25 protein-coding genes are annotated in these 25,762 nt (G+C 36.4%); 13 read left to right on the forward strand and 12 right to left on the reverse strand.

Going from position 1 to position 25,762, the window contains the following annotated elements; translation table 11 throughout:
- Positions 1-731 precede the first annotated feature (731 nt).
- Complete coding sequence (locus tag ACS604_RS07820) at positions 732-2,159, reverse strand: amino acid permease (RefSeq protein WP_004789730.1); 1,428 nt, start codon at positions 2,157-2,159, stop codon at positions 732-734.
- A gap of 413 nt (positions 2,160-2,572) precedes the next feature.
- Positions 2,573-3,850, reverse strand: coding sequence for a hypothetical protein (locus ACS604_RS07825; RefSeq protein WP_474771143.1), 1,278 nt, complete (start codon positions 3,848-3,850; stop codon positions 2,573-2,575).
- A 127-nt stretch (positions 3,851-3,977) separates the two neighbouring features.
- On the opposite strand from ACS604_RS07825, the gene ACS604_RS07830 reads away from it, so the two are divergent.
- A complete protein-coding gene (locus ACS604_RS07830; protein WP_440203200.1) occupies positions 3,978-4,766 on the forward strand; it encodes a class I SAM-dependent methyltransferase in 789 nt (262 codons plus the stop codon).
- A gap of 26 nt (positions 4,767-4,792) precedes the next feature.
- Positions 4,793-5,326, forward strand: coding sequence for a hypothetical protein (locus tag ACS604_RS07835; protein ID WP_004789733.1), 534 nt, complete (start codon positions 4,793-4,795; stop codon positions 5,324-5,326).
- Positions 5,327-5,378: 52 nt separating this feature from the next.
- Here the strand turns inward: ACS604_RS07835 and ACS604_RS07840 are convergent, their stop codons facing one another.
- Both ACS604_RS07840 and ACS604_RS07845 read right to left on the reverse strand, forming a co-directional pair.
- Positions 5,379-5,942 (reverse strand): hypothetical protein, encoded by a 564-nt coding sequence (locus ACS604_RS07840; RefSeq protein WP_238612188.1) that lies wholly within the window; start codon positions 5,940-5,942, stop codon positions 5,379-5,381.
- A gap of 139 nt (positions 5,943-6,081) precedes the next feature.
- Positions 6,082-6,549: a Holliday junction resolvase-like protein gene (locus ACS604_RS07845; RefSeq protein ID WP_004789735.1), complete on the reverse strand. Its 468-nt coding sequence runs from the start codon at positions 6,547-6,549 to the stop codon at positions 6,082-6,084.
- A 159-nt stretch (positions 6,550-6,708) separates the two neighbouring features.
- On the opposite strand from ACS604_RS07845, the gene ACS604_RS07850 reads away from it, so the two are divergent.
- The 5 genes from ACS604_RS07850 (at position 6,709) to ACS604_RS07870 (ending at position 12,205) form a co-directional block, all read left to right on the forward strand.
- Complete coding sequence (locus ACS604_RS07850; protein ID WP_013196737.1) at positions 6,709-7,353, forward strand: ParA family protein; 645 nt, start codon at positions 6,709-6,711, stop codon at positions 7,351-7,353.
- Positions 7,354-7,477: 124 nt separating this feature from the next.
- Entirely contained in the window at positions 7,478-8,596 is a 1,119-nt protein-coding gene (locus ACS604_RS07855) for an AI-2E family transporter (protein WP_013196736.1), read from the forward strand.
- Between the two features lie 125 nt (positions 8,597-8,721).
- Positions 8,722-9,291, forward strand: a complete 570-nt coding sequence (gene sodC / locus ACS604_RS07860) for a superoxide dismutase family protein (protein WP_081399460.1) — start codon at positions 8,722-8,724, stop codon at positions 9,289-9,291.
- Between the two features lie 203 nt (positions 9,292-9,494).
- Positions 9,495-11,645 carry a YccS family putative transporter gene (gene yccS / locus ACS604_RS07865; RefSeq protein ID WP_174730203.1) on the forward strand — a complete coding sequence of 717 codons (2,151 nt, stop codon included), beginning with the start codon at positions 9,495-9,497 and terminating at the stop codon, positions 11,643-11,645.
- 26 nt (positions 11,646-11,671) lie between these two features.
- Complete coding sequence (locus ACS604_RS07870; RefSeq protein ID WP_004789740.1) at positions 11,672-12,205, forward strand: hypothetical protein; 534 nt, start codon at positions 11,672-11,674, stop codon at positions 12,203-12,205.
- A gap of 40 nt (positions 12,206-12,245) precedes the next feature.
- On the opposite strand, the gene craA is transcribed toward ACS604_RS07870, so the two are convergent.
- Positions 12,246-13,475, reverse strand: a complete 1,230-nt coding sequence (gene craA / locus ACS604_RS07875) for a chloramphenicol efflux MFS transporter CraA (protein ID WP_004789742.1) — start codon at positions 13,473-13,475, stop codon at positions 12,246-12,248.
- Between the two features lie 371 nt (positions 13,476-13,846).
- Positions 13,847-14,212 carry a hypothetical protein gene (locus ACS604_RS07880; protein WP_004789744.1) on the reverse strand — a complete coding sequence of 122 codons (366 nt, stop codon included), beginning with the start codon at positions 14,210-14,212 and terminating at the stop codon, positions 13,847-13,849.
- Positions 14,213-14,436: 224 nt separating this feature from the next.
- On the opposite strand from ACS604_RS07880, the gene ACS604_RS07885 reads away from it, so the two are divergent.
- Both ACS604_RS07885 and ACS604_RS07890 read left to right on the forward strand, forming a co-directional pair.
- Positions 14,437-15,024 carry an NAD(P)H-dependent oxidoreductase gene (locus tag ACS604_RS07885; RefSeq protein WP_151963879.1) on the forward strand — a complete coding sequence of 196 codons (588 nt, stop codon included), beginning with the start codon at positions 14,437-14,439 and terminating at the stop codon, positions 15,022-15,024.
- Positions 15,025-15,037: 13 nt separating this feature from the next.
- Positions 15,038-15,352, forward strand: a complete 315-nt coding sequence (locus tag ACS604_RS07890) for a putative quinol monooxygenase (protein WP_004789748.1) — start codon at positions 15,038-15,040, stop codon at positions 15,350-15,352.
- Between the two features lie 46 nt (positions 15,353-15,398).
- Here ACS604_RS07890 and ACS604_RS07895 read toward each other — a convergent pair whose 3' ends face one another.
- Entirely contained in the window at positions 15,399-15,767 is a 369-nt protein-coding gene (locus ACS604_RS07895; protein ID WP_004789750.1) for a hypothetical protein, read from the reverse strand.
- 186 nt (positions 15,768-15,953) lie between these two features.
- On the opposite strand from ACS604_RS07895, the gene ACS604_RS07900 reads away from it, so the two are divergent.
- A complete protein-coding gene (locus tag ACS604_RS07900) occupies positions 15,954-16,742 on the forward strand; it encodes a hypothetical protein (RefSeq protein WP_004789753.1) in 789 nt (262 codons plus the stop codon).
- A gap of 52 nt (positions 16,743-16,794) precedes the next feature.
- Here ACS604_RS07900 and ACS604_RS07905 read toward each other — a convergent pair whose 3' ends face one another.
- Positions 16,795-18,219, reverse strand: coding sequence for an AbiH family protein (locus ACS604_RS07905; protein ID WP_004789755.1), 1,425 nt, complete (start codon positions 18,217-18,219; stop codon positions 16,795-16,797).
- A 76-nt stretch (positions 18,220-18,295) separates the two neighbouring features.
- Complete coding sequence (locus tag ACS604_RS07910) at positions 18,296-19,705, reverse strand: FAD-binding oxidoreductase (RefSeq protein ID WP_004789757.1); 1,410 nt, start codon at positions 19,703-19,705, stop codon at positions 18,296-18,298.
- A 378-nt stretch (positions 19,706-20,083) separates the two neighbouring features.
- Between ACS604_RS07910 and serA the strand changes: the two genes are divergently transcribed.
- The 3 genes from serA (at position 20,084) to ACS604_RS07925 (ending at position 23,255) form a co-directional block, all read left to right on the forward strand.
- Complete coding sequence (serA, locus tag ACS604_RS07915; RefSeq protein ID WP_004789759.1) at positions 20,084-21,316, forward strand: phosphoglycerate dehydrogenase; 1,233 nt, start codon at positions 20,084-20,086, stop codon at positions 21,314-21,316.
- Between the two features lie 98 nt (positions 21,317-21,414).
- Positions 21,415-22,299, forward strand: a complete 885-nt coding sequence (locus tag ACS604_RS07920) for an EamA family transporter (RefSeq protein ID WP_174732284.1) — start codon at positions 21,415-21,417, stop codon at positions 22,297-22,299.
- 92 nt (positions 22,300-22,391) lie between these two features.
- Positions 22,392-23,255: an EamA family transporter gene (locus tag ACS604_RS07925; RefSeq protein ID WP_474771148.1), complete on the forward strand. Its 864-nt coding sequence runs from the start codon at positions 22,392-22,394 to the stop codon at positions 23,253-23,255.
- 7 nt (positions 23,256-23,262) lie between these two features.
- Here the strand turns inward: ACS604_RS07925 and ACS604_RS07930 are convergent, their stop codons facing one another.
- The 3 genes from ACS604_RS07930 to truB form a co-directional block, all read right to left on the reverse strand.
- A complete protein-coding gene (locus tag ACS604_RS07930) occupies positions 23,263-23,706 on the reverse strand; it encodes a hemerythrin domain-containing protein (protein WP_001019905.1) in 444 nt (147 codons plus the stop codon).
- Positions 23,707-23,919: 213 nt separating this feature from the next.
- A complete protein-coding gene (locus tag ACS604_RS07935) occupies positions 23,920-24,696 on the reverse strand; it encodes a sulfite exporter TauE/SafE family protein (protein ID WP_004789764.1) in 777 nt (258 codons plus the stop codon).
- A 19-nt stretch (positions 24,697-24,715) separates the two neighbouring features.
- A complete protein-coding gene (truB, locus tag ACS604_RS07940) occupies positions 24,716-25,621 on the reverse strand; it encodes a tRNA pseudouridine(55) synthase TruB (RefSeq protein WP_474771164.1) in 906 nt (301 codons plus the stop codon).
- Between the last annotated feature and the right edge of the window lie 141 nt (positions 25,622-25,762).

Genomic DNA, 25,762 nt, shown 5'->3' on the forward strand with positions numbered 1-25,762 from the left:
AACCGTTTGGGAGTTAAAAAGAACTATGATTTACAAAAACCATGAGTCCATAAAATTTTTTTGACTAATCGATAGATCCCTCCATTAGTCTTTTTAAAATAAACTTTGTTCAATAATCCTACAGATTAATTATTTCCACACATACTGCTTAAAATTAAGCCGCAACATAGATATAAAATCTTCCAATAAATATAGCATAGAGCAAGCTCATTTAGAACATTTTAAAATAAATAAGAAGAGAAAAAATAATCAAATCGCACTGACATTTATAATAAAAAAACAACAAATATTAAAAAATCCTTAACTTTAATAAAAAAATATTATAGAAAACAAATAACCATAAATACAAAAAATGTAAATATTTTTATTAATATATAACAATAACTTAATAACTTTTAATTTTTAAAAAACTATCAAAAAATTATCTATTCTTCACATTAAATCCATATTATGTTCATTCAACCCTTATATTCCAAAAATCCAAAAACAGCTCTTTATTAAATAACAAGACTAAACATAGACTTAATCAAATATTTATAATAAATAAATATTAATAAAAATCCGATCAGTGGTAAATTTATAAAACAATATTTGTTTTTATGATCAAAAATAAAAATTCATTTTTAAAAAAAATATATAAAATCCACCCTTTTCTAATTTCCTACAGGCAATAAAAAAGCCCCAAATGGGGCCTTTAGACTATGCTTTAGAAAGCATATCTTTGCTTAGCTCTACACCGCATCTTTCTTGTGATAAAAAATGAAATAGCTCGCATAACACACAAGAATGAAAACAATACAACAGATGAAGCCAACCTGCATCGAAGGATCAAATACCATGCTAATACAAGTAATAGCACAGAACAGACCACCCACGATTGGAGTCAAAGGAAATAAAGGAGCAGCAAAACGCAAATCTTTTGCAGTTTTACCAGATTTATACCACTGTCTACGGAAGTTGAATTGAGATACGCAAATTGCAATCCACACTACAACCATGGTGAAAGCGGCAACACCCAATAAATTCTTAAAAATAGTTTCAGGTGCAAATTGCTCTGAAAGTAAACCTGGTATAGCACCCAGCATTGTGACCACAATAGCTACAATAGGTGTTCCTGAAGGTGTAAGTTTAGAAAAGATTTTCGGTAATTGGTTTTTTGCAGAAAGCGACCACATCATACGTGAAGCAGCAAATAAACCAGAATTTGCAGCAGAGAGTAAAGCCGTAATAATCACAAAGCGAATAATATCTTCAGCATATGGGATACCAATATAATTAAACACAGTCACAAAGGGGCTATTACTCACCTCATTACCACTCAAACCGGCAAGCTGGAATGGTAACAATGAACTAATTACAACAATTGTGCCAACAAAGAAAATCAGTAGTCGCCAAATAGCAGCATTGATTGCTTTAGGAACTGTCTGTGCTGGATTCTCTGCTTCCCCTGCTGCCACACCAATTAATTCTGTACCCGAAAAAGCAAAATTAACAATCAGCATGGTTGCAAAAATTGGAAATAAACCATGTGGGAACCAGCCTTGGGCAGTTAAATTACTAAACAACGGCGCAGTTTCGTGCCCGTGATATGGAATAAATCCAAAAATCGCCAGCAAACCCAACCCAATAAAACAAATAATCGTGACAACTTTCACAAGTGCCAGCCAAAACTCTGACTCGGCAAATAATCGCGTTGAACTGATATTAATGAAAAAAACTAAGGCACCAAAACATAATGTCCAAGCCCAAACAGAAGTAGAGGGAAACCACTCACGAACCAGCAAAGCTGCTGCGGTAAACTCTGTTCCTAAAGTCGCGGTCCAAGTTAACCAATATAACCAAGTGATCATATAGCCTGTACCCGGACCAATATAGCGACGAGCATACTCACCGAATGATCCTGATTCTGGTACATGTACCGCAAGCTCACCAAGACATAACATCACGGTATAGGCAATTAAACCGCCTAAAAAATAAGAAATAATTGCGCCAATTGGGCCAGCTTGGGAAATTACATCACCCGACCCTAAAAAAAGACCTGTACCTATGGCACCGCCAAGGGAGATCATCACCAAATGTCGAGTACTCATTGCTCGTTTCAAAGGTGCAGAACTTCCATGTTGCGATGCATCATTATTCCGATAATTTAATGATTGCATATAAAAAACTGTAACGACAATTTAGTAAAAAATCATTTTAGGAGAAAAAAATAAATATGCAATTATCTTTGAATAGTGAACTTATTTTAAGCAGCCCCATCCTCTTTAAATAAAATAAATAACAAAAACACAATCTTATAGAAAGACATCATTATTTATGTATTTTAATTAACCTAACACCATTTCTATAATTTATATATTAAGAAAACCCATTTATTTCAAAATATAGTATTTATATTCACCACTGGCTATATCTACTTTTAATACAATAAATATTCGCAGAACAAATGCACTATTTATTTAAATAATGAATTTCAAATTAATATACAAATAAGTTTATGAAAAAAAATTTTTTAAGCAAAAAATAAAGCTCAAACCTAAAGGTCTGAGCTTTATTTAACCACTATAAAGTTTTAAAAGCTGATTAAGGCTAGTTGTTCAGTCGGCTGAATTGAACCTTCTATAAATTCACACATCCCGTGTTCATCACAAGATAAATTTAATTGCTTATAGCTGATTGCAAAACAATCGGAATATTTTTTGACTACAAATGGGCTCATATCAGATGATAAAGGCTCGTTGTGTTTGAACAATTTAATAACTTTGCGATCATTCATTCCCAACAAATAATTTTCATTATTTAATTCAATGTGAACTACACCAGTGTGTTCAGCCACAATTGGAATCAAATAAGATTTATTCGCCAGCAGAACATCTAGAGCATAACTTTCAAACTTTGAATTAATGAGGTTGAATACCAAAATTGTGCCAAAGCTGGTCTGCAATCCTTCTTTATAATTCGCAGCATCCTGAACTCGCGGTACTTTAATACCTAACTTTTGAAAGTCTAGCTCAGTTGCTTGCTGTGTCTTTATCAGACTACGCGTAATAGCCTGTTTAAGGGGGTTATCAAAATAACGCTCATCAAGCTGAAAATCATTTTGGCGTAATATTTTTAACAACATGTCATCATGATGGGTAAGAACATGTACAAGTACATTACGGAAGTAAAACTTACTTTGCTTTTTGACCTTGCGAACTTGTTGATAAAAATAAATTTCGTCAAATTCATGCTCAATAAAATCATGTAATAAACTTGAACTTGCCAATACAGACAATGCTTCATGACCAGTAAATGGCAAATGAATCGTATGTAAGTTTGGTAATAGCTCTTTTATTTTTAGATAATGTTCACGGTCAGTTGAAAAATAAGGGTCATAAACAATAAGGTATTCACGCGCTGCATCGACATCTTGCGGCTGGATTTGCATGTCTTTATTTGCCACAGCATCGAAAAACTCGGCATAGCGTCGATCTTCAACCTGCTCAGGATCAATTGAATATTGAGGCACAAATGCAATCACACGATTCATATTCAATAAATTAGAATATTTGATTGCTGCATAGCCGCCCATCGAACCGCCATAACCCACAATATTTTTAAAGCCTTCTAGAATAGGCGAAATCGCTTTTGCCAGCTCAATCATGCTCGCTTGCGGAAACCATGATTTTTGTTTTGGCATTACCCCAATAATATTATATTGGTATTTAATTAGGGACTTTTCAGCATTGATAGATAAGCCACTCGCTCGGGTAATCAAATCGCCAAAAGAGAGAACCAATGTATTAGAATCGCCTGGTAAAAAAATGGCTCTAATGTGTTCGTCTTCAAAAATAATTTGCTTATCCATGCTCACACCGAAAGAAAATTTACTCCCACATACAACGTCAAAAATGAAACAAAATAGGTGTTTTGCCAATTTATGATTGCGGAGTATCTTATTTTATAGATGCCAGTCAGATTAAAAAGCGCAAAATATGACACAATCCTTACATCCTGCCGCTCAAAAAGGCTTCAGCTCAGCTGCTGAACTATATCAGCAAGTTAGACCTAATTATCCCGCAGAAATAGTAAGTTGGCTGCAAAATTGCCTACAAATACAGGAAAACTCTACTGTTATCGATCTTGGATCGGGTACTGGCAAATTCTTACCCTACTTAAAACAAACACATGCAGATGTTATTGCAGTTGAGCCAATTGGCGAGATGTTACAGCAGCTTCAACAAGTTTATCCTGATATCAAAACATTACAGGCTTTTAGCCATTCAATTCCTGTAGCAGACCATGAAATTGATGCCATTATTTGTGCGCAATCTTTCCACTGGTTTGACAACCTTGATACCCTAACAGAAATGTATAGAGTATTAAAACCACAAGGACATTTAGGACTCGTTTGGAATCAACGCGACGAGCGTACGAATTGGGTGAAAGCCTTAGCTGATTTTCTACTTCCTCTTGAAGGAGACACGCCGCGTTACCATAGTGAAAAGTGGAAACGTGTGTTTGAACAACAAGATTTATTCGTATTTGATAGCCTACAAACATTTACACAGTCGCAATGCGGTTCTGTCGAACAAGTCGTGAGTAAACGTTTACTCTCTACGAGTTTTATTGCTGCAATGACTGAAAAAGATCAGTTACAACTCAAAGCACAGTTTGAAAAAATTGTTTATGATTTTACGGGATTAGGTCCTCAAGATCAGATTGATTTTCCATATGTTACATATGCATATCACTTTCAGAAAAGTACGTTACCCGTTAAATAATTAGTGAATAGGTTTGGTTGAAAGTTATGAAGAAGAAAACACCTCAAGTCATATTAATGTCTTTGCTTTGCTCTAGCCTATTACTTACTGCTTGTAAAAAAGCGGATGAGCCTGCTAAGACGGAGCAACCGTCTGCCACCTCATCTACAGATCAGGTTTTAGAAAAACTAAATGAAAGACCGGTTAAGACATTCCCTGCTACTGCTGATGATGCACACGATATTGCACTTTTAGAGGACTATGACCGCCGCTTTACCGAAATGAGCGATGAGATGGAAAATGAGTTAGCAAAAATGCATGAAGCGGGAACACTCACAACAGATTTTGAACAACAACGTACACTCGATAATGTGCGCTCTGCTCTGACCATGTTAAAAGATTTAGATTTAAAAACTGAGCAAGGCCGTTACATTCAGGGACTACTTTATCAATATTGGGAAAACCAAGAAAAACACTATAGTGATAAGCACGCGACTAAAGATGAACAGATCAATGATCTTGCCGACTATTTACAAGCGCAAAATCAATTAAAGTATTGGAAAGCATCGCAACAGAAATAAGTATTACTTTACTTATAAAAAAGCCTTCATATTTATGAAGGCTTTTTTCAAATTATATATTTTGCTTTTCAACCCAATGAATTGCCTGAACACGGAATAATTCACATGCACCATCACCCGTGTCGGTTGGCGTAAGTGAAGATTTCCAGACTAAGTTTTTGTCTTTAATCTCGACAAGATCCCCTTTTAGATAAACGAGATCACCACGTTTAACTTGTTTAATCTGCTGAGCAATTTCAGGGTTCGCAGGAATGATGTGCATGTTAGACACCATTTGCATTGCTTGCTCTGCTGGAACAGGTAATTTAGGAATTTTCCAGTTTAAATAACGGTCATATTGTTTCACCGAAATATGACGTGCAATGTCAGGCTGTGCAAACAATCCCCAACTTACCGCATAGTCGATAGGCGAAAATTTAGCTTGTTCATCATTTTGATAAACTTTTGAACCCAAGATCCTGAAATTTCCTTGAAAAGGCTGTAACACAGAAATAGATTGATCTTTTTCTATCGGGCTCAAACCATTGGCAATATTATATTCACTTGAGGTCGATGCAAATGCTGAACTCATGCCAATAGCAGTCAGCAAGCCCATCATCAAACATTGTTTTTTCATCGCGTTACACCTCAAATATTGCTAGATCAAAGTGAATAGATCTTCAATTTATAGTAGCTGTAAGCGATGAAAAAAATATCGGAATTTAGTAACAATACAGATCAATTTCGTCTATTTTTGTGCTGAATTAAACAGCTTATTAATCTTCAAAATCTATTCTTAGAGTTTCAAAACGAACCTTACCTCGTTGGACCGCTTGCGCAATAGCTTGCTGACCTTTAGTGAGCCTTGCACCGCCACTTTTTACATCAAGTAAAATAATATTAATGTCTTCTGCTGTCCCATCACCATCACGAAAATCGGTATATCCATCAAAGATAATATAGTCCACCGGATCACCCATGAATTTTGCATCGCTTGGTAGATACTGAAATTCAGGCAAAACCGGAGCAAATTGTTCTGCCATTTTTCCTTTCAACACCGCACGGCTTGTATTTACACTTCTCTTTTGTGCTTGAGTAAGAGCTTGTTGATGCTCTAATTCAAGTTCAGCAATATATTGCTCATATTCAGCCTTAATTCGTCCATTGCGAGTGTTTGATAAAATAAGAGTAGTGATAATGATGCCAATTCCAGCACCAATAAGCATGGCAAGCCATACAGACATAAATTTTCCTTAAAAAAGCGCAAATCAAGATTACAGATCTAATCATATCTAAAATAACGAAACAGCTTAAACTTTTGTCAAATGTGGTCATCTCCTTCACATAAAAAGATGCTAAGGTATAAAACATAAACAAATGTGCTGCTGAAAATAATTGGATTTATGAAAACGATACTTATTGCAAATCAAAAGGGCGGATGCGGAAAAACCATGACGGCCATTACGTTGGCAACAGCATTGGCACAAAAAGGATATAAAGTAGCATTAGCAGATTCAGACAATCAAAAATCGGCTTTACAGTGGTTAAAACAGCGCCCCGATGGTGTCGCAAAAATTCAAAGCCTCGACTGGCGTCATGAAAAATCAATTGGTGACGCGCCTAAAAATCTGGATTATTTAATTATTGATGCACCTGGTGCACTTTCAGGTGAACATGCTGAGCAACTCATTAGTGAAGCCCATGCCATTATTACTCCACTTCAGCCTTCATTTTTTGATATAGACAGTACTCGTCGCTTTTTAAAGCATTTACAAGATATTAAGCGTATTCGTAAAGGCAAAGTTCAGATTTTACTTCTTGCAAATCGCGTAAAACCAAACAGTGCTAGCTCAAAAGATATTCAACAGTTTTTTGAAAAAATTGAACAGGAACCTGTTGCATGGATTGCTGAACGCACTGCATATGGCAGCTTAGCAATGCAAGGCTTAAGCATTTTTGATAAGCCTCAAAAAAACTTTATTACGATTCAAAACCAATGGCAACCTGTTCTAAACAAGTTAGTTGAAGATAAAGCTGAGTGGTTTTAAATAACTTTTAGTCTCTAAAAAGAGATGTATAAGGTTCTTTACATTGCGGCCTTAAAATTTGCCTCAGGTTATTTTTCAGTTAATATGACTTTATTCTATGTAGAAAATTAGAGAAATATTGTTCGTGCATCCATACGCTCCTAATTTACAGCGCGTTTTATTGTTTGGGCTGTTTTTTATTTTGATTTTTTTAGGATTTAATATCCTGAAATACTTTATTGTTCCTGTACTTTGGGCTGCCATCATTGCTTATATGACTTGGCCTATTTATTTAAGAATTCAACGTTTCTTTGGAGAAACCCGTAATACTTTAAATGCAACTCTAATGATTAGTCTGGTCATTTTGGTTGTTGGCGTTCCTTTTACATGCGCTATTTTTATTTTGCAGCATGAAGGCCGCAACTTATATTTTGACTTACAACGTCAGGTTTTTTCAGGTCATTTAAGTGTCCCTGATTTTATTCGTGATCTTCCTTTTGTTGGAAAAGAAATTTCTCGTACGCTTAATGAGTTAAATAACGATCCTAATAGCACGATTCAAAATGTTGCAGCTTGGGTACAAAGCCATTTAAGTTATGGCCGTGTACTGCTCGGTGAAATTAGTAAAAATATTGTCAAACTTGGCTTTGCCGTATTTAGCCTATTTTTCTTCTACCGTGATGGTCAAATGATTTTGTCTCAGGTAAGTAAAGCCTTAGAAATGGTTATAGGCCCTCGTATTCACCATTATCTCGATACGATTTCTGAGACGACTCGTGCTGTAGTCTATGGCGTGGGTTTAACTGCAATTGCTCAAGCTGTTTTAGCTGGATTAAGTTATTTCGTAGCAGGTGTCCCTAACCCAATGGTACTTACCATTGCTACTTTCTTATTGGCTTTAATTCCATTTGGTACACCAATTTCCTATTTAGGTGTCGGTCTATGGTTGTTCTCTCAGGGACAAACTATGGAAGCAATTGGTGTAGTGGTTTGGGGTGTAGTGATTGTTAGTAGCTCAGATAATGTGATTCGACCACTTGTGATTTCTGGCGCTACAAAAATTCCATTCTTATTGATTATGTTTGGTGTATTAGGTGGTATTGCTAGTTTTGGATTGGTAGGTTTATTTATTGGACCTGTAATTCTGGCTATTTTACTGGCAATTTGGCGTGAATGGTTACATGAGACCATTGAGCCTGAACCTATGCCTAAAACGACTATGATTTATGATTCTGAAAGTGAATCTTCTAACGATAAAGAGTGACGCATTTATTTAATTTAAAAATGTTTCTAGATACAAATTAACTATTTAAATTAACTTGTAGGTTAAACCTTCGTTTGTTTGAATCAAACAATCATATATATTTATAAGGACATCCGATCATGCAGATGTTTAATAAAATTGGCGCAGTCTGTGCGCTTACAGCTTTTTTTACGGTTGGCTGTAGTTCAGTTACAAAAACTGTATCAGATACAGCTCAAGCATTAACGACAATGCATACGAAAAAAGTAGTTGATGTAAATGAAGTAACCGCTAATGGTATTGGTAAAAAAATCGGTACGATTAGCTTTCAAGATAGCGATAAAGGTTTAATTATTACCCCTGCTCTTGCTGACTTACCAAGTGGTACACGCGGCTTTCATATTCATGAAAATGCCTCTTGTGAACCAGCTGTAAAAGATGGGAAACCGGGCGCTGCTTTAGCTGCTGGTAGTCACTATAACCCGAATCAAGCTCCTCATCACGGCACCCCAACAACTGGCCACTTAGGTGATTTACCTGCTTTAGTAGTCGATAATACTGGTGTTGCAACGACTGCTGTGATCGCACCTCGTTTGAAACTTGCTGATCTTCAAGGTCGAGCTATCATGATTCATGCTGGTGGCGATAACTATTCAGACTCACCTCTTCCTCTCGGCGGTGGCGGAGCACGAATTGCATGTGGTGTGATTAAATAATTTATGTCTTTTTTAAATTGTGGGTATCTAAAAAGATATCCACAATTTTGTTAATTTATTGATCGTTACAACTTGATTTAAGCCTAATAAAATCTCAAAAAATGACTGACTTTTGTAGATAAACAGAATAATATTTTTGAAGTAATAAAAATTTAAAGTTACATACTGCTTTCTCACGTATTCTCTAATTTAGAACAAAAGCCGTGAACTATCTGACCCAAATATTTAATAGTTTTAAGACGAATTCCATTTTAATTTATTGCCTGCAAATTTTGATTGTACTCACAGGCACAACTTTGGGTTTACTGTGGTTAGGCCATAACGAGCTCATCGTTCCTGTGACTTTAGGCGCGATTGCAGCAGCATTAACCGACTTTGATGATCGCTTAAGTATTCGATTACGTAATTTGGTTTACGTCTGCCTCCTCTTTTTTATAGTCAGTAGTATTCTTGGCTTTCTAGCTCCTTACAAAATTTTCTTTATTTTATATCTCTCAATCTCAAGTGCTTTTTTTATTTTATTAGGCGCTTTAGGGCAACGTTATGCCACAATTTCGTTTGGCACTATTTTGCTTTCAATTTATAGCATGTTCGGTTTAGGAGAATATGCGCACTGGTACCAACAACCTACTTACTTTGTTTATGGTGCTTTGTGGTATGGCTTTACATCTATTTTGTTTTTTATTATTAAGCCGACACTTCCCTTACAAGATAAGCTCTCACAAATTTTTAAAGAAATATCTGTTCTACTACAAGCAAAAGCACGTTTGTTTGATCCCGACAATAAAGAGAACGTAGAACAACTTTTATATGAACTGTCCTTACAAAATACGCAAGTTGCCCAAAGTCTCAATCAAATACGCAGTTCCCTACTCACTCGACTCAAGGCTTCACGCGTCAGTAATAAAAGTATTTATTGGCTAAACCTGTATTTTTTTGCGCGGGACATTCACGAACAAGCAACCTCTAATTATTTACATTACGAACATATTCAACAGAACTTTAGCCGTAGTGATCTTATTTTCCGTTTCCAAAAAAACCTGCGTCTACAAGCACAAGCATGCCAAGACTTAGCTCAATGTATTTTATATAACCAGCCATATCAGCCTTCGCAAGAAAGTCAGAAAGTATTAGGACATTTAGAAAGTTCTTTAAAAGATTGGATACAACAACATCCACAAAATTTTGAAGTTAAAAATTTAAAACTTATTTTTGATAATTTAAAAGGAATGCATGAACAGTTTGAACAACTACAATATGCACAGCCTTTCCCTGAAAATAATACCCAAACAAGACAAGAACACTTAAATTTACTTGATGATGATATTCAAGGATTTTCAGATCTGATCTTAAAACTCAGACAACAGCTTACACCACAGTCGGCCTTATTTAGACATGCCATACGAATTGCAGTCGTTTTCGCCGCAGGTTATGCCATTTCATTATTACCATTTGCTCAGCATGGCTATTGGATTTTACTGACTAGTTTATTTGTCTGTCAGATCACTTATTTTGCGACTAAAAGCCGTCTTAAACTAAGAACCATTGGCACTCTACTCGGTGTTTTATTAGGAATACCTATTCTATATTTTGTACCGAGTATTGAAGGTCAGCTCATCATTACGATTATTTGCGGAGTCTGCTTTTTCTACTTACGGCAAAAGAAATATGCATTGGCGACGCTTATGGCCACCCTGATGGTGCTGTTAATTTTTAACTTAAAAGGTGCGGGCTACAGCATTATTTTACCTCGCCTGATAGATACGCTGTTAGGCTGTTTTATTGCATGGCTTGCCGTAAACTTTATTTGGCCTGATTGGAACTTCCGCAATATTCCTAACAATATTAAGAAAAGTAGCAAAGCGACCTTAGACTATTTCAATGTGATTGTTGAGCAATATCAATATGGCAAAAATCAAGATATAGAATACCGTCGAATTCGTCGCGCTGCCCATAATGCTCAAATCGAGCTATCGAACATGATCTCGAGTTTAAGTGCTGAACCGAATCCAAATCCTCAACTCATCCATTACGCTTTTCGCTATTTGGTTTATAGCCACAGCCAGTTGAGTTATGTGGCAGCGTTAGGTAGCCAACGGCAGAAAATTGAGGATCAACAGGTATTACAGCTCTTACTGGATTGTCAGCACATTCTTAATCAGAGTTTATTTGAACAAGCTTCTGTTGACTTTAATTTTCTTGAGCGAACTTTAAAACAAATTCAAAATCTAACAACTCATGAGCACTTTTCGGAAAGCTATACTCTAGTCTTAAAACAAATGAGTTTACTATTAGAAACCCTACCTGAACTCTTAACTTTAAAAGGTAAGCTTTTAGAACAAGAGATTAAATAGCTATAACACTTTATTGAGGATAAGAAATGGACTTTCCAAAGATATATAAATTTCTTTCTGCCACTTTTTTATTGCTGAGTAGCACATCATATGCATTTGAAATAAATGATTTAAAAAAGATTATAGAGTGTCAATCAGATCAAGAAACTTATACCAGTTTTGCTTCTGAATATGATGAAAATTTATCAGCGCTTGGCTTTAAAAGAATTGAAGATTCAGATCAACCTTTCATTTATTTATATAAAACTAATCAACCCATTGAACTGTTTGGTTTAAAGACAAACGAAATTGCCCTAGCTGGCCAAGGTATAACTGCCGTTTTTCGTAATGTAAATGTTCAACAACTTTCAAAGAAATTTAATATTCCTCAGCATCCAGACTTTAAAACATTACCTTTTTTTAGAGGTGTTCGCACAGTCAAGACAGAACCTGCAACAGCAGATTCTTTTACTGTTTATCATAAGCTCAACTTATCAGAAATGACCGGAAAAAGTCCGATGACATTATTAGGTTGTACTTATGAAACAGACCGCGAGGAAATGGAAAAAATGTTAAAATAATAGCTAAAAATACCGGAATATAAATTCCGGTGTTTTTTATCTAGTTATTACCTTGTTGTTGCCTCTCTTGCATTTCCTGCTTTAAAGCACTTCTTGGTTGAGTAAACCAAAGAGCAATAAAAGCAAATGCAGATAATACAAAGGCCCATAAATGAAATTGCGTATAGAGGTAACGTACCAGTTCAATCATTGCAAAGAAGCTCATCATCAATAGCATCGAAACTGCCGCTGCAACAGTTCCTTTTGAAACTTCGGATGACATGAGTGCAAAGCGATATAAGACTGAAAAGCTAACTCCCTCACCAAAACAGATGAGCGTCATGCCTGTAAGTAGACAAGGAATTAAATAGGTTTGCCACACCACACCTAATATTAAAATGAGTGTCCCAATCAGCATAATCGGTAAGCCAATTAGAATAGTTTTACCTAAAGCGAGACGATCAATAATTTTAATTAAAACAATGTTACCTACAATGAGACCAACAAATACTGGGAATTGAGCCAAGCCATATTGCACACTTGTGAGCTTTAACTCATCTACCAAAATGATTGGAGATAAAGCGATCCAAAGCATTAAAGGCATGCCGACCAACGGTAGGGCCAGACTTAAGCCTAAAAAACGGCGGTTAGTAAACACCTTTTTAAAATCATCAAAAAGATAACTAAAAGGTTGTCGAGTTACACTGGCTTGCTGACTTGGCATCTGTTTTTTCAAACCGACCCAACTGAGTAATGCCAATACAGCAATGGCGACAAATCCCCAATGCCAAGACACATAATCAATTAAAAAGGCTCCAAGTACAGGCCCCAGCAATGGTGCAAGCAACGAGATATTTGCCATGAGCGCCATAACTTTAATTGCATCACGCTCAGCAAAACTCTCTTGAATAGCGGCATAACCGACTGCGGAGATTACGGTTAAGCCAATTCCCTGCAAAAATCTTAATGCTAGAAATTGTTCTATTTGCCGCGTTAGTAAAATTAAGAAGCAGCATAGAGCAAAAAACAAAACCCCTGCTAGCAGTACTTTTTTACGTCCGAGACGATCTGACAATGGTCCAAGTAACCACGCAACTGTAGCGCCACCTAATAAATAAAATGACATTGAAGATGGAGCCCAAGTTGCACTTACACCAAAATCTTCAGTAATTGCCAACATTGCTGGCTGAATAAGGTCATTACCAATATAAACCGCAAATTCAAATAGCACTAAGGCCAAAGGAAACATCAACGTTGTACGGTTCAACGCTGTCGTTTGAATATTTTTCATGAGTTGTACACTTCAAAATAGCGGCCAGAATGTCTCAGCAACTACATATTGAAATAAATAATGTAGTCATGACAATGACAGTATGGTCTATCAATCTTTAGTTAAGTTTTTATATGCCGTGAGAGTGCATGTTTAGAATGTGAAACACCGTATTCACAAGGTGTCTAAAACGAGAAAAAATGTATGACGTGAGATTCGGTAATTTTTACCAATTGGCACAATTGCCGAGCGCAACAATAGCACTTTTTAAATTGATCAGCAATCATGCAATTTCAAGAAGCTTAAATTTTAGTTTTTTGCACTAAAAGACCCACAAATTCTGGTTGTGCACAAACCCAAAGTTATCCACATATTCGATAAAAAATTAAGCACTAAGGACAAGGATTAACTTGAAAGTCTGGGGCATCTTGTCCTTGCGTACATTGATAGCTTTGCTTTTTATTTACAATTTTCCAGACTTGTTGGTCTCGCTTTAATAAATATTCTGTACGGACTTTCGTTATTGCATCTTCGCTCGGATCTATCTGTAAAATAGTGACTTGAGCATTAGAGGGATCATCGGCAGCATTCATTTGCTGTGAAATATCCAAATTGTTTGCATCATTTAAAAGATCGGGCTGATCAAGTAATACCGCTTGTATCGGGCTATCAGCAAGTTGAGCAGAAGAATTTTTTGCTGGGGCACAAGCCGTTAGTGCTACAAGGCTAAAAGCAATCAGCAAACTCATTTTTCTCATACGTGATCTCTTAGATTTACCCAAACTTAATGCTAAAGACTACAAATAATTTTTTCCGTTCTACTTTGTAAAGTATGCATCTTTAATGTGGAAAATAAAATGATGCATCAAATCAATATTAGTGACTTTTAATCAATAATATTTTTCCTATTCATGCATTTTTCAACAAGAGTAAATTCCGTAAAGTACACATCAAATTTAGGAATTTAATTAGAGTGACTCTCATGAGTAAGATTTTAGTGATTAATGGTGCCAAACAATTTGCACATTCAAATGGTGAATTAAATGACACATTAACCACACTCGCAACGACCCATCTCACGGAACTTGGCCATGAAGTTCAAATGACCCGTGCCGATAGCGATTATGATGCCGAAAATGAAGTTGAAAAATTCTTATGGGCAGATGTCGTTATTTACCAAATGCCAGGTTGGTGGATGGGTGCGCCTTGGACAGTTAAAAAATATATTGATGATGTATTTACTGTAGGTCATGGTTCACTTTACGCAAATGATGGTCGTAGCCGTTCTGATGCATCAAAAAAATATGGTTCAGGTGGTTTAATTCATGACAAAAAATATATGCTGTCACTCACTTGGAATGCGCCAATGGAAGCATTTGACGATGCAGATCAGTTCTTCCACGGCGTAGGCGTAGATGGTGTTTATTTACCATTTCATAAAGCTAATCAGTTCTTAGGCATGGGTACATTACCAACTTTTATTGTAAATGACGTAATTAAAATGCCTAACGTTAATCGTTATGTTGAAGAATATAAAGCACACTTAAATAGTGTATTTGCAGCAGCTTAATAAGGAGAAATCCATGCTAACCATTATTGCAGAAATTCGCACCAAATCAGCTGGGCAGCATCGTCAAAACGTGTTAGATGCTTTTCAAAAAATTATTCCAACTGTTTTAGCCGAAGATGGTTGTCATGGTTATGAACCTTTAATTGATCACAAATCAAATGCGAGCTTCCAAACCCACGAGCCTGACACAATTGTGATGTTAGAAAAATGGGAAAGTGTTGCTTATCTTGAAGCACATTTGACTACACCTCATATGCAAGCACATCATGAAGCAGTTAAAGATGATGTCATTGATGTCAAAATTAAAATTTTAGAAAGCGGCGTATAATTTAGCCCATAAAAAAAGACGATATATTTATCGTCTTTTTTTGTTTTTAAGAGCAAAGCTGTGTTTGGAAACCTCTAGAGCCTTTCCCTCTCGCACACTGATAGCTTTTTTGCTTATTCTGCAACTGCCACTTTTCATCCACTAATTTAAATGCATATTCTGTTCGAATAGCAGAAACGGAGTCATCCATTAAACCGGTTTGAATGACAACAATACGGGAAACAGTTGGAGATTCTACTCGGTTAAACACTTGCTGAACTGAGGTGTTATTGTGCTCTTTTACAATCTCAGGTTGAGCTTTAAGTACTTGTTGCATTGGGGTTTCGGAACCCACAAAAGGAATTAATTTACTGGTCGTCGCACACCCAGTGAAAAGTCCAGCACAGAGCGCTGAAATTAAAAATAAACGTTGCATTTTTATCACCAAAAACAAAAGGCATAGCTTTATGATGCTATGCCTTTGTCGGTTACTCTGTAGAAACTATGTAGTTCTAAGGATGGCTACTCTTTTACAGACCAAATAATTGTTCTTGCTCACGCAACTTTAATGACAATCGTTTGATAAAATTAATTTCTATTACACATAACAAATAGGATCATTATGCAACTGACTTATGCGGGACAAGTTTTCTTGGTGGTCGTTGCAGTTTTGATGATTTGGTCATTTGTACTCACCAAGTTTTGGGTCAAGCGTTTAGCTAAAAATCGTAAAAGTAGTAAGTTTGAATTTGCTTATTTATTTGCCGTGGTTTTTAGTATTAGTGCTTTATTTTTCCCATTTACTTATTGGGTTTCTCAAGCAGTCTACGGCTTAGTTACCAAAGCAACTTACGATGCAACTGTAGTGAGTTATACTTCTGAATGGGTAGATACTGAACGTACCGACTCAAATGGGCGTAAATATAAAACTAAAACACTCATGCATACTGCTCAGGTTCAATTTAAAGATAATCAAAACAGAACTCTAACTTTAGATAATTCAGTTCGCTCTGGTGATGTACCTATAGTTGGTGAACATATTACTGTTGTTTATGAATCTGGTGATCACACCGCGCAAGAAAAGAGCTGGCGAACAATTCTATTGTTCGCAGCCGCTTTATTTATGCTGTTTATTTTAGGTTATGTGTTGCTCATGATTATTGCCTATAGTCTAAAGCGCGACATGGAACCCTACAAAACATTTGCTAGCACATTAATTTTTAAAGTCACGCTTCCACTTGGAACAATGGCGATGTTTTCGATGTTGTCTTATTCTATTTTTGCCTATTTCTTTTTAGGTAATCCACGGGATTTACCTCTGTGGGCCATTGCGCTTTGTAGCTTTTTTGCTCTTAGTCTTTTACCGTTGATTTATCATATTCTGACGGGTTGGAAAGCGTACAAGAAATAACTCTATCTAAAGCCACTTGTAAGATAAGTGGCTTTATCAAAAGTTACCCAAACTAAGTTAAATCAACTGGTTGAATATTATTAATTTCGACAAGATTAGGATTAGGCTCGAACTTTAACCAACCATTTTTCATCCACCTTTCCACTAGATTGCTTCCAAGAATGGAAAGTAAGTTATTTAACAATTCAAATTTTGCATAATTATTGAAATAAAAAACAATAATATTACAACGCTGCTGAATAAACTCTCCATTAAAGGAGAATATTTCTTTAATATAATTTTCATCTGATTGGTCCAAAGAGTGCCCCCATATTTGAATATTGTAAGTTTCTTCAGAACTTTGCTTCAACACTCCGTAATCTCTAGTTTTAGCATCAAACATTGTTCTAAAATATACATCTACACTTAAAGAGGGGTTATCTAAGTAACTATTGATTTCATCCTCTAAACTTTTAACTTTTCTTTCCGTAGAGTAAAAATGATTAATAATTTCACTTAAAAAAATATAATCCGTATTTTTATACATTTTCTGATGATATTTAGTAAAACCATATGCTTTTATATTTTTTAATGATTCTGACTTTAAATCTGAAATCCCTAAAACAATATTTTGATTAACACCCGCCTTACCATGTAAGAAATCAACATATCGATCATTATTACAAATCTTAGTGTAAGTATTAGTATAATTAAATGAATAAACCTTATCATAATTAGAAATATAATTATCATCTATACCATTTTTAAACTTAAGATCACAAATCAAACAAAGATACCAGTTAAAAATATCAATAAAATTATTCAAAGATTCATTCAAATCCCCAATACTATTTTCAACCATATAAAAATCATATTTATCAAAGCGCTTAATATATTTATCACTTATAAAATAATTGTAATTCTTTGACTTCAAATCTGTGTAATTAAATTCTCTATATCCATCTGAATCTCTTACTGATTTATAATATTTCTTTTCTAAAATTTTCACACATGATAGAGCATCGCAAGCTCTTTCCCCCAGATAAATAAATTTATTAGAAGTAGAATCGTTACTTATAGATGTTTTTACTTCCAACTCAAGATTGTTATCTTTATTATAAAAATCAGTTATTTTTTCAAATAATTTAGTAAAATAATTTAATACTTCTTCAATCTTTTTTTCGAAATCTATCCAAGTTCTTACCTGTCTTACATGATCAGAGAAATATTGGTACCAAACATTTTCTTTCAAATGTTGCTTTAACTCTATGATTTGGTCAACCGAGATTTTGGTCTCATCTGTTTGATACATTGCTTTTGTATATCTGAAGAAATAATTCTCTTTTTCATACAAAGAGCCAAATAGATCATCAAAGCTCATCTCCCCAACAGATAAATCCCAATTTTCTATAGCTTCCATTGCAACCATAAAATGGTCATACTTTGTAGGCAAATAGTGAGATAAATCGAAGCCATTACCAACTATTAGAATATTCATTGTTATAAAATTCTCATAATAAAAAAGCGCATCTTTCGATACGCTTTTAACAGAAATTCTTTTATTCAATCAAGCATTAAAGATCAAACAATTTACCTGGGTTCATCAAACCATTCGGATCAAATACTTTCTTCAAAGCTTTCATATATTCAATTTCTTCAGGCGAACGCGAATATTCCAAATATGGTTTTTTCGTCATACCTACGCCATGTTCGGCAGAGATTGAACCATCGTATTTTTTCACGGTATCAAATACATATTTATTCACAACCTGACACTTCGCAAAGAACTCATCTTTGGTTAAGTTTTCAGGTTTCAAAATATTTAAGTGCAAGTTACCGTCACCAATATGACCGAACCAGCAAATTTCAAAATCAGGATAGTTTTCTTGAACAATTGCATCAATCTCACGAATAAATGCAGGTACGTGAGTAATTAATACTGAAATATCATTTTTGTATGGAATAAACGGCGCGATTGATTCAGAGATATCTTCGCGTAAACGCCATAAACTTTCGACTTGGTCAAGGCTCTGGCTCATTACGCCATCAAGTACCCAACCCTGCTCCATACAATGCTCGAAGATTTCCATTGCTTTATCGAGAATCGGCTCATATGGCGCTTCAAACTCAAGCAATACATAGAACGGACATTCAGTTTCAAATGGACGTTGTACATGCCCGTGATCTAAAACTTTTTGCATTGCAAGTTCACCAAAGAACTCAAATGCAGTTAAATCGATATCTTTTTGGAACGCATGTAATACAGGCATTACTGCATCGAAATCTGGAACACCTAAAACTAAAACTTGTAAGTTTTGTGGTTGGCGCTCAAGTTTAATTTCCGCTTCAGTCACTAAACCTAATGTACCCTCACCACCAATAAACAAATGCTGCAATGCATAACCAGTTGCATTTTTAACCATGCCTTTGTTTAAACGTAAAATATCACCTTTCCCAGTAACAACAGTTAAACCAAGCACCCAATTACGTGTCATGCCGTATTTAATAACTTTAATACCACCGGCATTGGTACCGATATTACCGCCAATCTGGCTAGAACCCGCTGACGCAAAGTCAACTGGGTAATACATCCCTTGCTCTTCAGCATAGTTTTGCAATTGTTCAGTCACAACACCAGCTTGCACTCGTACCATACGATCTGCTGGGAAGAACTCAAGAATCTGGTTCATTTTGTCCATGCTAATGACAATTTCACCATTAGTTGCTACAGCACCTGCAGAGAGACCAGTACGACCGCCTGACGGTGTAATCGCGATATTAAACTGGTTCGCAAGCTTTACAACTGCTTGAACTTGTTCAGTGGTCGATGGAAAAACGATGACCGATGGGTTCGGATTAAAATGCTTGGTATGATCTTTACCCCAGTTTTCGAGACTATCAGCATCGGTTTTAATACGGTTTTCACCGACGATTGCTGTTAATTGGGTGAGTAACTCAGGTGTTAAAGCGACTGGAGCATTCATCGTTTGCAGACCTAGCAAGAAGTAAACTATGGTGGGACTATGACTTCATATTTTCAGGGTTTTCACCTGAGCAAAGCCATAATGTTCAAGGAACTCCTATATTCTACATGCAACAGCTCAAGCGATAAAGTTCAGAATAGAGATACTGTCACTACAAAACATGTTTAACGTAAATAAATGCTTTTCTATGGGACTTTCAGAGAAAAATCGTATTTAAATTCCATACCAAACCTATTCTAAATTACTCACAAGCCATAAATAGAAGTGATTAGACATAGATAAAATTGCCATAAGACGATGGCGCAAACGAAATATCTATAGTACCGACCATTATGTTATGATAGCGCCACCAAATTTGGCCTTTGTAGCGGAGCCGTAATGAGCCAACATCTTTCACTACCTAAAGATAAAATCCGTTTCCTTTTGTTAGAAGGCGTTCACCAAAACGCAGTCGATACTCTAAACGCTGCGGGTTACACCAATATTGACTATCGCAAAACTGCTCTTGAAGGCGAAGCGCTAAAAGAAGCTGTTAAAGATGCTCACTTTATTGGTATTCGTTCGCGTACCCAATTGACTGAAGAAGTTTTCGAAGCTGCAAATAAATTGATCGCAGTGGGCTGTTTCTGTATCGGAACAAACCAAGTTGATCTTAAAGCAGCAATGGCACGTGGTATTCCTGTATTCAACGCACCGTATTCAAATACGCGTTCAGTTGCAGAGCTTGTACTTGCTGAAACAATTCTTCTTCTTCGCCGTGTTCCTGAAAAATCGGCGGCTTGTCATCGTGGTGGTTGGGACAAGTCTGCTGTCGGTTCTTTCGAAACTCGTGGCAAAACTTTAGGTATTGTAGGTTACGGTTCCATCGGTTCTCAGCTTTCTGTTCTTGCTGAAAGCTTAGGTATGCATGTGATTTATTACGATGCAGTAACTAAATTACCAATGGGTAATGCTCGCCAAGTTGGTTCATTAGACGAACTCTTAGCGACTGCTGATGTAGTTACATTACATGTGCCTGATGTTCCATCTACACGCAACTTCTTCACTAAAGCACAATTTGCAAAAATGAAAGAAGGCGCAATCTTTCTAAATGCTGCACGTGGTACATGTGTAGTGATTGAAGATTTAGCAGATGCAATCAAATCTGGTCATATTGCTGGTGCAGCGGTTGACGTATTCCCTAAAGAACCAAAAGCAAATGGCGAAGAGTTTGTTTCTCCACTTCGTGGCTTAGACAATGTGATTTTGACTCCTCACGTTGGTGGTTCAACCATGGAAGCGCAAGCAAACATCGGTTTAGAAGTTGCAGAGAAATTTGTTGCTTACTCTGACAAAGGTATGACACTTTCTGCGGTAAACTTCCCAGAAATCGCGTTACCGTTGACTGCTGGCCAACACCGTTTATTGCACATTCACAAAAACGTACCGGGCGTATTGTCTAAAATCAACAACTTGTTTGCTGAACAAGGCATCAACATTTCTGGTCAATCACTCATGACTAAAGGCGACATCGGTTACCTCGTAATGGACGTTGACGCTTCTGCTTCTCACGAAGCTTTAGATATGTTGCATGAAGTTGAAGGTACAATTCGCGTGCGCGTATTGTTCTAATACGAACTGTAAATTTAAAAGCCACAGCATTGTCTGTGGCTTTTTTATGGACATTTACATTATCATGTGAAAAGTATACCAATCGATCAAATAATAAAATGTCCAGTTCGAACCAGAAATCTCAGCTACATGCGTTGGGTTTTCTTATTCTCGCTATGCTGAGCGTACAAAGCAGCGCATCTTTAGCTAAATTTCTGTTCCAGAGCTTTCCCACCCTTACCGTTTCAGCAATGCGCTTATGCTTAGGTGCAATTATTCTTGCCTTTATTTTTAGAATTTGGCGAATTAATTTTAGTCAGGTCCGCTGGAAAGCTATTTTAGCGTATGGCTTTGCTCTTGCAGGAATGAACGCACTTTTTTATCTGTCAATTGAACGGTTACCCATTGGTATTGCAGTTGCTTTTGAATTTATTGGCCCCTTAAGTGTGGCCTTATACCATGCACGCCAAAAATATGATTTTGTTTGGGTCTGTTTAGCGATTGTTGGCCTCATTTTACTTTTCCCTTTCAATCAGGCTCATAGTCTGGATTGGATCGGAGTGTTATTTGCGGTTAGTGCTGGCGCATGTTGGGCACTTTATATTATTGCTGGACAGAAACCTTCAGGTATATCTGGCAATCACACTGTGTGTTTAGGAATGAGTGTGGGCGCATGCATCTTATTACCCATTACTTTTTTCTCAGGCTCAATAGGTCAAGTTATCGAACTCCCTTATCTTTTTTATTTTATTGGTTTGGCAATTTTAGCCAGCGCATTACCCTTTTCTTTAGAAATGCTAGCCTTACGTAATTTAACGCCCTTAAGTTTCGGAACATTGATGAGCCTAGAGCCTGCAGTTGCTGCACTTTCTGGTTTTATCTTTTTAGGTGAGTATTTGTTATGGAATCAATGGTTGGCACTTGCAACAATTATTGCAGCTTCGGTCGGTTGTACCATAACCACCCAAAAAGCACGTCAGGAACGTGAAAAAACAGTAAGTTAAATCGACTAAAACCACGAGTTAAAACATGGGATTCGCTATAATTAACCCTTGTTCGTTTTAAATAATATTAGATGAGGCCCTCGGGTATTTCCATGCAGAATCTTCCCATTATTGCTGTGCTATATATGATTCTGTCGATGGTCTCATATCAAATCAGCGCTTCATTTGCTAAGCAACTCATCGCGATATTAGACCCTCTCACCGTTACAGTTTTAAGGCTGAGCTTTGCAACGGTCATTGTCGCTATAATGTTCCGCTCATGGAAAATCTGGTCACGCTTACCCTATTTAAAATGGCGTGATTTATTGATGTACTCTGCATCTTTGGGCCTCATGAATATTTTATTCTATACGTCTCTTGGAAAGTTACCCCAAGGAATTGCTGTGGGCCTAGAGTTCATTGGTCCATTAGGTCTAGCTCTACTTTCTATTAAACAAAAGAGTGACTACATTTGGGTGGCATTTGCGATGTTAGGTATTGCACTGATGGTGCCTTGGCAAGACCCAACGCAACACCACTTTTCCTACGTCGGTGCTGCCTGCGCGCTAGGTGCTGGATTTTGCTGGGCCTTCTATATTTATTTTGGTCAGAAAGTTGTGACCCAAAATATAGGGATGCACGCTTTAACCATTGGAATTGGATTATCTGCCCTAACCTTACTACCGATTAGCATCTGGCATAATGCTCCTGCATTACTTGAGACGCAGTACTGGGGTAAAGCATTACTTATTGCAGTTTTAGCGACGGCTATTCCATATGCACTCGACTTAATGGCACTCAAACAACTTACTAAATTAACTTACGGCACCCTAACGAGTTTAGCACCAGCATTGGCAGCATTAACGGGTTTCTTATTACTTCACGAAGAAATCAGCATGCTGCAATGGGTGGCTTTAGGTTGTGTAATGTTGGCATCAATTGGTGTTACTTTAAGAAGTACTAAAAAAGTAGCCTAGTTAAATACTATTGCTGCTTTTTATACTTTTTATATTCCTTTAAATATTTATTACCGAGTGTTTCTTTTTCACTATCTTTAAGAATTTTTCCCGCCTGTTGAAAAAATTTATGCTCTTCTTCTTTTAAATGATGATGAACTTTTTCACTCAACTGTTTGGCAGTTGCTAACCAGCTTGGGCTACTCATATCGGTTTTTTCAAGTTGTTCAACCAACTCATCCATTTCATGATGTTCGGATAAAGCATGTCTCGTAATATCTAAACCGACATCATCAAACATTAAAGGAATATATAAATAACGGTCTTCAGCAACTGAATGGGCATAAAGTTCATTTTTTAATGCATCAAATAATTCTTTTCGTTCTTCGGTTAAACCATGTGTCTGGATTAATTGCTCAGAAAGGTTGCGTTGATTTTCATGGCTTTCTCTTAATGCTTCGAAAATATTCATTCTCTTCCTCATTTTTAGCTAAAAAATCTTTTTTATTTCAAGGTTTATCATACGTTGAAATTTATAATGTTTAAGTAGCTTAAAATGAGACTATTTTTTACACAGTTTTCTTTCTAGTAAGTTTCTGTAATGATTTTTATATTTTAAATTATGAAGGATACATAAAAAGTATGAACTGCTCTTTAAGATCAGTTCATACTTTTTTTATCTTATTTAACCTGTAACAAACATTTGATAGCCCAAACGGCAAATTAGAATACTGACTAAAATTAAAAAGATAATACGGACAAAACCACTACCATATTTGAGCGCGGTACGCACCCCAACAATAGAGCCAAGCACGTTAGCTACCGCCATCATCAAACCAATATGCAAAATAGCGTGACCTGTTGGAATGAAGAAACTCAGTGCAGCCAAGTTTGTCATAAAATTACCAATTTTTGACAAAGCTGAGGCATGTAAAAAATCAACTTGTAAAAAACGGATAAAGAAAAAGATAAAGAAGCTACCGGTACCCGGACCAAAAATACCGTCATAAAAACCAATCGCCAAACTACCAATAGCAGCCAAAATTAACATTTTATTGGTAATTTTTTGCTCTGTATGGACTTGACCAAAGTTCTTTTTAATTAAGGTATAGATGGCTATTACAATCAACATTACAAACACAAAAGGACGTAATACCGATTGGGGAATTAACGATAAACAAGCCGCACCAGCAAAAGAACTAATCAGTGCACAAATAGCAATAACGGCTAAAAGCTTCCATTGCAACTTTACTCTTTTTGCAAAAGTATAAGCTGCAGATGCAGTACCAAAGATTGAAGATAATTTATTTGTACCAATAACCGTTGCAGTCTGCATGTTCGGAAAAGTACTCATGATACCGGGAATCTGGATGAGTCCACCGCCGCCTACAGCAGCATCAATTGCTCCCGCAGTAAACGCAAAAAAGATCAAACTAAGGATAACATCCCATTCCATACCCATGCTCTATACTCTACATCTACTACAAATTTAAGATACGCTTAGGTACCAACCGTTTTTTATCAGTAATCTCAGCTAAGCCTAAACAGCGCTCACCCGAAAACACCAAAACTTCTGCTTCTGCAGAATGCTCAATATTGCTTTCTAAACCGTTGCAAAAATATTTTTCACGTCCTTCTGGAACTTGAATTTTTAGGAAATGGTCAACTGGAGCATAAACAGGAAGTAACAATGCTTCTCTTTGCTCTTCAGTTAAGCTTTCCAGATATTCAATGGTATAATTCGGAATAAGCTCAAAATGTCCTGTTTGAGTCCGGTTTAGCATCGTTAAATGCCCACCACAACCAAGTGCTTCACCAATATCTTCACCGAGTACACGAATATATGTTCCTTTAGAACAAGTGACATCCAGAGTGATACTATTTTCGGTAAATTCAATGAGCTCTAAAGCATAAATTGTGACTGGGCGTGCTTCACGCTCAATCTCAATACCTTTTCGGGCAAGCTCATATAATGGTCTGCCTTCTTTTTTCAAAGCCGAGTACATCGGCGGAACTTGTTGAATATCACCTCTAAATTTTTCTAAGGTTTGTTCAATAAGCTCTGGGTTAAGAATAGGAACAGAGCGTTCTTGTAGAATCTCCCCTTCTACATCACCCGTCGTTGTGGTTTGCCCCAATCGAACAGTAGTTTGGTAGCGCTTTGTTGAGTCCAGCAAATAATGTGAGAACTTGGTGGCCTCTCCCAAACAAATCGGGAGTAAACCTGTCGCCAATGGGTCTAAAGCTCCAGTATGACCTGCTTTTTGGGCGCGATATAACCAACGCACTTTTTGCAAAGCCGCATTTGAGCTGAGCCCTAATGGTTTATTTAATAGAAATACACCACTGATATGGCGACGAGAAATTTTTTGATTTTTTGTCGTCATTTTTACTGGAACACAAAGCTAGAAAAAAGTGCCGACATGTTAGCAAATTCGACAAGATATTTTCACAATATTTAGGTGCCTTTTCACTTATTTTATGGCACATTAATGATCGAGTAAAAAAACAACAAATTAAAACTTAAG

Source organism: Acinetobacter sp. Li1LvA2 (assembly GCF_056156705.1).